This is a genomic window from Paenibacillus sp. MCAF9, assembly GCF_052114265.1.
In the GTDB taxonomy this organism is placed as follows: domain Bacteria; phylum Bacillota; class Bacilli; order Paenibacillales; family Paenibacillaceae; genus Pristimantibacillus.
Genome location: NZ_JBFREL010000016.1, coordinates 106,917 through 117,440, shown reverse-complemented (window position 1 = coordinate 117,440; position 10,524 = coordinate 106,917). Strand labels below are relative to the sequence as shown.

General features: G+C 45.1%; 8 protein-coding genes. 6 read left to right on the top strand and 2 right to left on the bottom strand.

The window, feature by feature from the left end; all coding sequences use genetic code 11:
* Positions 1-350 precede the first annotated feature (350 nt).
* The 4 genes from AB4Z45_RS21855 (at position 351) to AB4Z45_RS21840 (ending at position 3,209) form a co-directional block, all read left to right on the top strand.
* Positions 351-827 carry a UPF0158 family protein gene (locus tag AB4Z45_RS21855; RefSeq protein WP_441880892.1) on the top strand — a complete coding sequence of 159 codons (477 nt, stop codon included), beginning with the start codon at positions 351-353 and terminating at the stop codon, positions 825-827.
* A 102-nt stretch (positions 828-929) separates the two neighbouring features.
* Positions 930-1,736 carry a histidinol-phosphatase HisJ gene (hisJ, locus tag AB4Z45_RS21850; protein ID WP_441911523.1) on the top strand — a complete coding sequence of 269 codons (807 nt, stop codon included), beginning with the start codon at positions 930-932 and terminating at the stop codon, positions 1,734-1,736.
* A 76-nt stretch (positions 1,737-1,812) separates the two neighbouring features.
* Positions 1,813-2,073, top strand: coding sequence for an integrase (locus tag AB4Z45_RS21845; RefSeq protein WP_441911521.1), 261 nt, complete (start codon positions 1,813-1,815; stop codon positions 2,071-2,073).
* 20 nt (positions 2,074-2,093) lie between these two features.
* On the top strand, positions 2,094-3,209 hold the full coding sequence (locus AB4Z45_RS21840; RefSeq protein WP_441911520.1) for a DUF1963 domain-containing protein: 1,116 nt from the start codon (positions 2,094-2,096) through the stop codon (positions 3,207-3,209).
* 388 nt (positions 3,210-3,597) lie between these two features.
* Here the strand turns inward: AB4Z45_RS21840 and AB4Z45_RS21835 are convergent, their stop codons facing one another.
* Positions 3,598-4,362, bottom strand: coding sequence for an SDR family oxidoreductase (locus AB4Z45_RS21835; RefSeq protein ID WP_441911519.1), 765 nt, complete (start codon positions 4,360-4,362; stop codon positions 3,598-3,600).
* A 635-nt stretch (positions 4,363-4,997) separates the two neighbouring features.
* On the opposite strand from AB4Z45_RS21835, the gene AB4Z45_RS21830 reads away from it, so the two are divergent.
* Both AB4Z45_RS21830 and AB4Z45_RS21825 read left to right on the top strand, forming a co-directional pair.
* Positions 4,998-5,495: an AAA family ATPase gene (locus AB4Z45_RS21830; protein WP_441911517.1), complete on the top strand. Its 498-nt coding sequence runs from the start codon at positions 4,998-5,000 to the stop codon at positions 5,493-5,495.
* A 192-nt stretch (positions 5,496-5,687) separates the two neighbouring features.
* A complete protein-coding gene (locus tag AB4Z45_RS21825) occupies positions 5,688-6,281 on the top strand; it encodes a chloramphenicol phosphotransferase CPT family protein (RefSeq protein WP_441911515.1) in 594 nt (197 codons plus the stop codon).
* Positions 6,282-6,738: 457 nt separating this feature from the next.
* Here AB4Z45_RS21825 and AB4Z45_RS21820 read toward each other — a convergent pair whose 3' ends face one another.
* Complete coding sequence (locus AB4Z45_RS21820) at positions 6,739-10,317, bottom strand: S-layer homology domain-containing protein (protein ID WP_441911514.1); 3,579 nt, start codon at positions 10,315-10,317, stop codon at positions 6,739-6,741.
* Positions 10,318-10,524 lie beyond the last annotated feature (207 nt).

The following is a 10,524-nucleotide window of genomic DNA, read 5'->3' as shown; positions in this document are numbered from 1 at the left end:
CGATTTAAACTTCATAGTAGAGCGTCCTCCTGGATGATGGAATTTTTAGGGCTATGACCCGTTGCGTACTTCCATCGTACCGAGGCGCTCGTTCTTATGCAAAGCGGAAATTTAACGCTCTACAGGAATGCTAACGGGACACGATAGTTGAAAAGTCGTAGCCATAGCAATGGCAGTCTAGATCTTTATTTCGCGTCCTAGTCTGCTGCTGTTGCTGCGGATTTAATTTGCAAAGTCTGATGATAGTTGAGGACGAGTTACGTGTTTAAAAGCAGCTCCTCTATGATTTATTTTGGTAATTTGAATAGACTGTTTTGTAGAAGGAATCTCAATGGAAGGACAGATGTGAAATGGAGAGAAAAGCAACAGTAAAATTAGATGATCTAATTACTGAAATTGAAATTCAAATGGATGAGACCCTAACATACATAAACATCCAGACAGGAGAAGTAATAACATTATCGAGAGAAGAGATGAGAGCGGCAGAAGATGAAGAGCTGCTTGACAATTATCCGGATTGGGAACGAGAGAACATTGAACAAGCCATAAAAATTATAGAGGATGAAGACGAGGTTTACCTCGATTTCACATTAAGAAACGAGTTCCATGAGTATGAACTAATAGAAGAATTTATTGAGACATTAGACAAAGCAGAGGTTCGAGAAAAATTGTTTGGAGCTATTCAAGGAAGAGGAGCATTTAGAAGATTTAAAGATGGAATCATTGAACATGACGTCGAAAGACAATGGTATGAATTCAAAGAAAAAAAGGTGAAGGAATTAGTTATGGAATGGTGTAAAGAGAAGGGTCTTGTAATAGAGGAATGAAGTGTTATTTATTGGGAGGATAAACATGGCTTTAGACAATTAGATATCTCTACAAGAGTCAAGCCGTCAGTCAATTTGTATAAGAAGGAACCTTCATTTGAAATGGACGGTCATACCCATACCCCATACTGTCATCATGGCAGTGGCACTTCACAAGAAAAATATTTAGAACGAGCGATTAATTTAGGATTTGAGCGTTACACGCTCAGTGAACATGCGCCTTTACCATTGAACTGGATCGATGATGCTTCGTTATATAAAAGGCCAGCAATGCCTTACAGTGAGCTTTCTCTGTACATCGAACATGCCAAGCATTATAAGCAAGAATACAATGGAAAGATAGATGTTGCTGTTGGTTTAGAGCTAGATTACTTACCAGGTAAACTTGATTTCACTGAAAGAATAATAGATGACTTTGATCAGGATTTAGAAGACATTATTTATTCTGTGCACTATATACCTGGTATGGGTGGAATGAGATTAATTGATTACCGACCAGATTATTTTAAAGAATATATATTAAAGCATTACGGAACGATGGAGAAGGTTGTTGATGAGTACTACAACTATATTGAAGAAGCAATTGAGTGGATCTCCCAATTCTCTATACGGAAAAGAATTGGACATATTAATCTAATTGAAAAATTTAAAACCGACTTGCCTGAAATAGATGAAGAGGAGAAAATTATTTCGCTCCTCCTTAGAATGAATGTTGGACTTGATGTGAACACGGCAGGATTAAGGGTAGATACATGTGGGAAAGCGTATGTGCCTGAATGGTTCCTGATTAAATGTAGGCACCATGGGGTTTCGTGTATATACGGGTCAGATGCCCATTCTCCAGATCACTTAGGGATTGGATGGGATTGGTTTGTGGAGCTAGAGCACTACGCTAACGGGACACGCTAGTTCAATACTGTAGGCAGATTAAAACCTCTCCTTAGAAGCAAACTAGATTTAATAGCTTCTAAAGGGAGGTTTTGTTATGAACTTAAATGAGTTGTGGAGGTTGTATGAAGCTGACAAACGTATTCAAGGGTTCAGTCCAAAAACATTAAAGGCATACGCCCTTCAGCACAAAATGTTAATACTGGAGCTAGGTGGCCTCGATATAACGGAGGTAACGTTAACAATGCTTAAGGAGTACTTGGCAAAACAAGCAGATCGGTTGAAGCCAAGCAGCCTAGGCCATCGAATTCGGTTTGTTCTTCTCTTTTCCGTTACGCGTATGAAGAGACGTATCTGACTTCAAATCCCTCTCTAAAATTGAGAGAACCAAAATTAGATAAGCGCATTCCTAAGTTTTTGATTGAGGAGGGCGTTATACACTTGAAGATCTCTTGTCAGTCACTCAGGGAAAGAGCGCTGCTTGAGTTTCTTTACTGTACCGGCTGCCGGGTTGGGGAGGTGGAGAAGATCAATATCGAGGACCTTAATTGGGAGAACTGCTCAGCAATCGTTAATGGCAAGGGTTCGAAGCAGAGAGAAGTGTACTTTACGACAGAGTGCAAAGTATGGTTAAAGAAGTACCTGGCCAGTCGTGGGGATTCCTGTAAAGCCTTATTTGTTATGGAGGATATGCGAATGATGCAGCCGGAGCCGTCATTGGAGGTAATCAAACAATTATTTTTGAACGCAGGTTTGGAAAGGCATTGGGAGAAATACAATCAGTTAGTGAAGCCTGGTTTCTTCCTAGAACCGACTATAGCACCAGAAGATGAAATTCCTATCGGAAAAAGTAAGATTGGAGGGAACCCTGATATTCCAAGAGGTTTTACGTGGCCGGACTGGGAAGGGCATCCAATGAGTTTTATAGCACAAATAAATTTAGAGGAATTTCCTATGTCTTCGATAGATCAGAATTACCCTGCCACTGGGATTCTTCATTTTTTTTATCCTTGTGATGATGATGTGCTTTTCTCTGATGAATTTTTATATGACGCCTTTCCAAAAGATCAAAACGTGGTTCTTTACACATCTGATTTATCCGATCTGAAACGAATTCAGGCAGATCCCGATATCATTTCATTTTCGAGTTGTTTAATGAATTTAAAATTTGAAAACATGATTCCGGTTAACTCACTTATTAATGGAAAATGTTTATTTGATAACGACGAGGAAGCGTATGTCCTCTACGAGAACTTCTGCTCTTCATATTATGAGATGTGTAATCATGATATTGGATTTCGCTTTTTTGGCTATATAAATGGATTACAGTATGACTTTCAAGATGCTGATACTGAGTTGTTATTTCAGGCAGATACCAATGATGAAATAGGAATGCAATGGGATTTATCAGGATTACTTTATTTTTATATTACAAAGGAAGATTTGCTGAATAGGAATTTTGATGAAGTGTTTACTGATCGGGTCGGTACTTAGTATGCGGCCCCATAAAATCCCCCCATTTGTTAGGAACTAAATAGAAATTCTGAACAAATCCCACTACGTTTACTGGAAGTCGAGTCACTCAGCCATACGGATGAACGATAACTCAATCCTGATAGGACGGAAGCCGGCCAATGACCGGCTGGTGTTTTCTCAACTAACGGGCAGGATAGTTGAAGAACATACACGGTGAACCATACCATAAATGACGGCTAAAAATTTTGTTGTGGAAAGTGACCTAACAATACGATCAACCGGAATAGTCCAATGCAAACGAAGAAAACAACACGTAGTGCGATATGCACTCGTGTTGCTTTCCATGTTTTAATATCCATACTTTTATATAACATATATGTTGTTGCTAGATAGGCTTGCCTGGCTATTAAAGATGCGAACCGCCGCTTGCGTCGATCAACTGACCGGTTACCCAGCGGCTGTCCGGAGAAGCGAGGAAGGCGGCGATATCCGCAACGTCTCCGGGTTCTCCCCAACGGTTGAAAACGGAAAGGCCTGCCGCATATTTTTGTCCGTCTGGATGACTCAAAGTTCCTTCATTCATCTCGGTGTTGATGATGCCGGGTTGGATGGAGTTGACCGTAATATTTCTGCTCCCCAACTGCTTGGCCAGCAGCAGTGTAAAGGTATTGATCGCTCCTTTTGTCATGCTGTAGGTGAAGACACCCGGGGAAGCTACCCGTGTCACGAAGGAAGAAATGTTGATGATGCGCCCGCCGTCCTTCAACCGCGGCAAAGCTTGCTGCATTACAAAAAACGGCGCTTTGACGTTAATCGTCATCACTTCGTCAAAAGTAGCTTCCGTCGCTTCTTCGAAAGTAAGAATTTGCCCGATTCCCGCGTTGTTGACCAAAATATCGAATCCGCCGCCGTCCCCGTGCTCTCGAATTGCTTCGTCCAGCGCCGCGATCAACTCGCGAATGCCGTCAGGCGTGCTCAAATTGGCGCCAATCGCACAGGCGTTTCCTCCGTTTTGGGCGATTTGTTGCACGACCGCTTCTGCTTCATGGCGGCGTTGACCGTAATGTACGGCGACAAAAGCGCCCTCCTGCGCCAGACGTAACGCGACGCTGCGCCCGATCCCCCGGCTGGCCCCCGTTACTAACGCTATTTTTCCTGTCAATTTGCTCATCAGTACTCAGCTCCTTATTCTCTGTTTCTCTATAGTTGTAACATAGGAGCCGTTTTGAAATGTTGCTCTCTTATTGCTTCGGATGACCGCACTACCGTTCACGTTAGCGTCGCTCATGTTCGCGTTGTCCGTATCGACGACTGTTGCTGAAGAAGCGGAGCGTTCGTCTTTGTTCCCCGACTTCGACCTCCCTCCTTTACTGTCTTTCAGCCTGAATGCTGTACCGGCTAATTTTGACCATATAGGCCCGACGGAAATTATCCTTGGAAGCTCGAAAGCCGACCAAGATAGGGTCGCCTTCTTGCATAAGCTATGGGGTTAGTCCGCAAGATGCAGACTTCTTAACGACAGGAATCCACACTTCCATTTCATACATATTGTTGCCACGATCGTAAGTCATTTCAAACTCGGGCTGGGACAAGCGAGGTGATTGAAATTCTTGGCTTGCACATAAACGCGGAGACGTTAAGCTACCGGGTACGATAGTTCAATAAAAAAACGGAAGTAGCCGATCACAATGATCGGCTGCTTCATTATGCTAACTGGCAGTTTAGTTATAATTGTTTACTACCTTCTATGACATTTGTGAGATGCTATAATTATGAAATATAAGTAAATGGGAGGGGGTACAACTAATGGAAAATAAATTGCCTTTATTTATCGTAACAGGTGCAAGTGGGTCAGGGAAAACATATGTCATTAAGGAACTACGGAGATTGATGCCTGATTTTGATATTTTTGACCCTGATAGTCTTGTTGAATTTATTGGGCATGATTGGGAGAAAATGCGAAATATTTGGCTTAGGGTTGCACGAAATATCGCTCAAAGTGGGCGCATGACTATAATATGCGGAACAATGATGCCTTGGGATATTGAAAAATGTGCGGACTATCCATTTTTTAAGCATGTATATTACCTAAACCTACATTGTGATGAAGAAACTCGCGAGAAACGTCTTCGTGAAAGAAATTGGTCAGAGGAAGAGATTCAAAACCACAAAAACTTTGCAAAACGATTGCTTGAAATTGCTGATGAGGTCTATAACCCACCTATGCCTACTATTGATACAACGGATACTGATGTAACCGAAGTTGCCTCTCAGATAAAAGAGTGGGTTCTCCAATACGCTTGAACTAACAGGGAACATTAGTTGAACAGTACAAGAAGCAGATACTACGGTAGCTGCTCCTTGTTTTTATTAAGCTTACGGGCAGGATAATTCAATCGTTTCTAGAATATTCCCTGAGTTGAATAATTTTATAAACTGTGAATATAACGTTATCTGAAAAATACGAAAAGATTATTTTTTGAAGGGATGATTAAATTGAAGCAAGGGATATTAGTTTATCTAAATGGAACTTCAAGTTCTGGAAAAACCTCGATATCGACTGAACTGATAAACCAGAAAGAGATTCCTTTTTATCATTTATCAATTGATGATTTTTTTAATAATTACAATGATTTTATTAATAATAAATTTCCAGATGAACCTCCAAGAGAAATAGATCATCAAGTTGTCTCACAATTACTTGATGATTCCATATTCTCAGTGTACCATTCGACAATTAAATTGTTATCAGAACTGGGTTTTAATGTAATAGTAGATACCGTAATCGACAATGACAAGAGGTTTAATGAGTTTCTTGATCAATTTCTCGATCAGTCTACGTTATTTATAGGTGTAATATGCTCGAAAGAAGAACTCATAAGAAGAGAGCAAGCAAGAGGAGATAGAAAAATTGGACTGGCAGCTTCACAGTTTAGCAAAGTATATTGCTTTGATGAATATGACCTCGAAGTAAATACTGAAGATATGAACCCAAAAGAATGTGCCGAAAAAATATTAAATTTTATTAAGTCCGATAAGGAATACTCGGTATTTAAGAAATTAAGCAAAAAAAATGTTAGTGTTTCCTAGATGGCGTATCCAGATACCACCATATTCAAGCATTGGGGCTATCGCCCCTCAGCGTCCGAGGGATTTCGGGATTGAGCTAACGGAGAACGTTAGTTCAATAAACAGCGGCAGTTTTGGACTTAATATCTGAGTCCAAGGCTACCGCTGTTTCTATTTTTAAGCAGTCTAATCGATTTATTACTCGAGCATATCCCGCGACGATATGTTTCCTCTGACAGCGCATGTGGAGTGTGTGGTAAGGATATATCGGGATTGAAGAAAATGAAATAAGGTCATTGATAGCGCGTGCATCGATAGCGGCACCCAAGTGATAATGAAGCAGGCATAGACCAAAGCCCTATGCTACTGTCGTGTGTTTAGCAGCATCAGACCGGAGATTTTCTTTGTAAAATAGAATGAGACCCTTCCGGTTGGATATTGTCCAGCCGGAAGGGTCCGCATTTTTCTGTTTACGATTTTACTTAGCCAAATATTCGACCAACCTTACAAAGATAGTGGCTACTTCGGCGCGGGTGGCGGTGGCTTTGGGGTCAAAGAGGTTGTCCGGCTTGCCTAATACAATGCCGATGCCCCGCAGCGCCTGAACTGCTTCCAACGCCCATGAGCTGATCTCACTCTCGTCCGCGAAGGACTTAGATTGGCTTTCAGGTATCTCATAGCCCTTGTACTTCATGTAGTTGTACAGTATCACCAGCATCTGCTCGCGTGTCATCGGTGAATTGGGGTCAAACAGGTCTGCGTTTATACCGTTGACTATGCCGCTTTCGGCCGCCCACTCGACTGCCGCCGTGTACCACTGCCCGTCCGTCACGTCGCTAAAGCGGGAACTCGTGTATCCGGAGCGGTTTACGTTCTCAAGATTGGCCAGTACCTGCACGAACATTGCGCGCGTCATTGAGCTGCCCGGTGAGAAAGTCGTGGACGTCGTGCCGTTGAAAAGACCGTATGTGTAGGCGAAGTTTACGTAGCTGTAGAACCAGTCGTCCATGTTGACATCCCTGAAAGGATTGCCCGACATCACGAGGAAGCCCAGCGGGGTGTCGTCATCGAACACAAGCTCCGTACCCTCATGGATGTTCAACGACATGCCGTTGTCTAAGCCGACACTCGCGCCGCCCGGTCCTACCACAACCGCGCCGCCGCTCTGTATCTTCGAGCCGCCGTGGATATCCACTTGGTTGCCGTTCGGCAGGTTCACATGCGCGTCTCCGCCGCCCACTGTGACCGTACCATCGCCCGCTATCGTCGAGCCGCCCGGAATGGTCACTGTGCTGTTGCCGCCGGGTAGTGCCACTTCGGCGCTCTTGTCCGCCGGAATAGTCACCTTACCGTTTGAGTCTATAGTTGTGCCTTCGGGTACCTTAATCTTCGTCCCACCCTTGGTCGCAATCTCGCCGCCGCCGGGTAGGGTGGTGTTGCCGTTTTTGTCTGTGACCGCGGGCTTATCCTTAGGAGTATTCACTGTGTAGTTCGACTTCGACAATCCAGCGTCTGTCCCGGTGCCCGTATTGCCGCTGTTGCCACCAGAAGGATCGGGCACAATGGGAGTCGTCGTCTTCGTCGGCGTAGCCGTTGCACTGATCTCCGCGCCGTCGCCCTTCGCACTTACCGCAACGACCTTGAAGGTGTAGCCTTGGTCGTTTGTCAGGCCCATGAAGGTATATTTGGTCTCCGCCGCACCCAGTGTGACTGGCGTCACGTTGCCGTACCAGACCTTGTAACCCAATATCGCGCTGCCACCGTCGTCAGCCGGAGCAGTCCAGCTCAATGTGACCTGTCCGTCACCCGCCGTCGCCTTGAAGCCGCCCGGAGCACTGGGCACGTCCGTTTTTCTCTGCGCGAACATCCAATCAAAGACGTCTTTGTAGTCATTGTCCCAAGCCGACAAGTTAGAGGACTGCGCCGTTGGAGCTATGCTCCAAGTCCCCATAGTTATCTGGTTGTAAAGAACCGCAGCTTCAACCTCGTGCGCTACATAATCAGCCAGGACAGGGGTGTTGGCCGGATTCGGCCTCTGATTCGGCTGATCAAATTGATTGTAGGGCCACGTAAGAGCCTCATTGCTCTCAAAGCGCGAAGCCCTCGCGTTGATCATTTTCGGCATATTGGTGTTTATGAAGTTATTGAGGTTAGTCTGGTATACTCCAACGTTATTAGCATTTATAAACATCCAATAGGCCAGTTCGGTGTGAGCGGCGTTGGCGTTCGCGTTCGGTGAGCCGCTTACCGGAGACATAGGTGCGGCGGCCGCGAAGAAGCCGGGGTAGGCGTTAACTAAGTTGTTCGTATACTGGCCGCCCCATGAGAAGCCCGCCGCGTAAATACGATTAGGGTCTGCTGCGCCGCTAGCAACCAGATCGTCTATAACCTTCTTAACATTGCCTGTGGAGGGAGTAGACGTGCCATTATAGGAAATATTTAATATATGGCTGGCGTATTTTTCGGGATTTTCTTCCATTTTCTTCATTAGAGCGACCGAGCCGTTGGCGGATTTCATAGCCGCTTTTTGGTCAGTTGCTGCGTTTGTGCCGCCGCGTGACATGCCGTGGGTATAGACATATAGAGGCAATCCTTGCATAATGTTACCGCTTTCATCCTTGTGAAGGTAGAGAGCGCGATTGACCGAATTGCCCGTGGGTGTTGTAAACTTGTCAAGGATCGGATTCATAACTTTTTCCTGTTCAAAAACCACGTTGCGAAGCGGACTCCCTTCTGTCAATACAATCTCGCTGTTTTGGACGATGTTGTAAACCTGCTTTGTCGAGTTACTGCTGCCATCCAGCGTTATATTGCCGCCGCTCGCTGAATAAAAGTCAGACTCAACTACGATGTAACGGCCGCTTGCCAGTCCGGCCTGATAATCCGGTGAATTGCTTACCGTCCCCAGATAGCCGCGCACCTTCGGTTCGTCATTGGCGTATACCCTTGTGATTTTGCGCGTCCCTTCAAAGGTCACCGAGTCACCGTTCAGGGTTGTGTTCCTAGCCGAGACGGTAAACAAGCTCGGATTAAGCTGGGAGCCTAACGCTGCCTTCCCCTCGCCTAAGTCAATGATGACAGCCGTTGTGTACTCGCCACGGGCGAAGTTGTCATTCCATACGATAAAGGGAAGCATCTTCGCGTCCGGATCGTTTTTGAATGTCACATGAATTGTATGGTCAGCGTTAACATTTAAAAAGGTATAAGTGCCAGCGAATAGAGTCACGGCCTCGCCGTCTACCGTTACGGTATCCACAATTTTGCCGTGATTGGGGGTAAACGTAAATTCTTTATTTGAGCCATTATCTAGTCTCAGAACATCACCGGGTGGATTCGGCGTTATTTCACCGCCCGATCCCGCCGTGGCGGTGATTGAGAATCTGGTGTCCACTTCATTGGCTGAAGAGAGCTGCAGGCTGTCTATAAATGAAACATCGCTGGAATAAGCCGCGTCAGGAACTCCGAAACAGGAAACGACTTCATAGCGGTCACCGCCCTTTTCCGTCGAGTTATTGATATAAACCTCAAAGGTAAGCATGCCCTCCTCCAAGGTCAAGGTTCTTTTGGGTATTCTCATCTCCACGATATATCCTTTTTCCGTGATCTGGGTCCACGCAGCTCTTCCCGGAGCGGCCTGCCCTGAAAACACGCCCGTCGCGCTGACTCGCCATTGGTTTGAGCCTCCGGTTCCGGTGCCGACATAAAACTCCAGGCTGTCGTACTGGTGATCTCCACCGGCTCCCTGATATAGATTGCTGTCCTCCACAACTACGCGTGCATACAGGTAGTTGTGGTCCCAAAGGATTTTGGCTGTGCCTGTGGCATGGGGTCTGGAGTCGCCGGGCACAGTGCTTTTGTTGATTTGATGCTCCATTGTCAGGGCCCACAGTGGGTCGTCTGACCCGAGTTCGGGAGTTCCGAAAATGGCGGTCGGCGTTTCATTCGCTTCTGCGTTCTCGATGTTGTCAGTGTCGGCGGCATAGCTGGTAGGCATTAGCGACGCCATCATTACTAAGCAACAGAGGAACGCGAGCATGCTGCTAAATCGTTTTTGCATAAATGAAAATCCTCCTTATTTTTCGATTCGGTGCGCCCACGGCTTAACCGCATCGTATTCGGACACATTGTCAATTTGACAAACGCCCAACTATATGATGTGGTATATTTACCAGGTATTCAACCTGTCAAAATATAGAATCTATGGAAACGCTTGCTCCGAGAAATCTTTGAAAATAATCATGATTCAATTCAAATAAATGCTGAT

Coding starts and splice junctions, on each gene's coding strand:
- hisJ (WP_441911523.1), top strand. CDS start 930: ATGGACGGTCATACCCATACCCCATACTGTCATCATGGCAGTGGCACT.
- AB4Z45_RS21835 (WP_441911519.1), bottom strand. CDS start 4,362: ATGAGCAAATTGACAGGAAAAATAGCGTTAGTAACGGGGGCCAGCCGG.
- AB4Z45_RS21820 (WP_441911514.1), bottom strand. CDS start 10,317: ATGCAAAAACGATTTAGCAGCATGCTCGCGTTCCTCTGTTGCTTAGTA.
- AB4Z45_RS21830 (WP_441911517.1), top strand. CDS start 4,998: ATGGAAAATAAATTGCCTTTATTTATCGTAACAGGTGCAAGTGGGTCA.
- AB4Z45_RS21855 (WP_441880892.1), top strand. CDS start 351: ATGGAGAGAAAAGCAACAGTAAAATTAGATGATCTAATTACTGAAATT.
- AB4Z45_RS21845 (WP_441911521.1), top strand. CDS start 1,813: ATGAACTTAAATGAGTTGTGGAGGTTGTATGAAGCTGACAAACGTATT.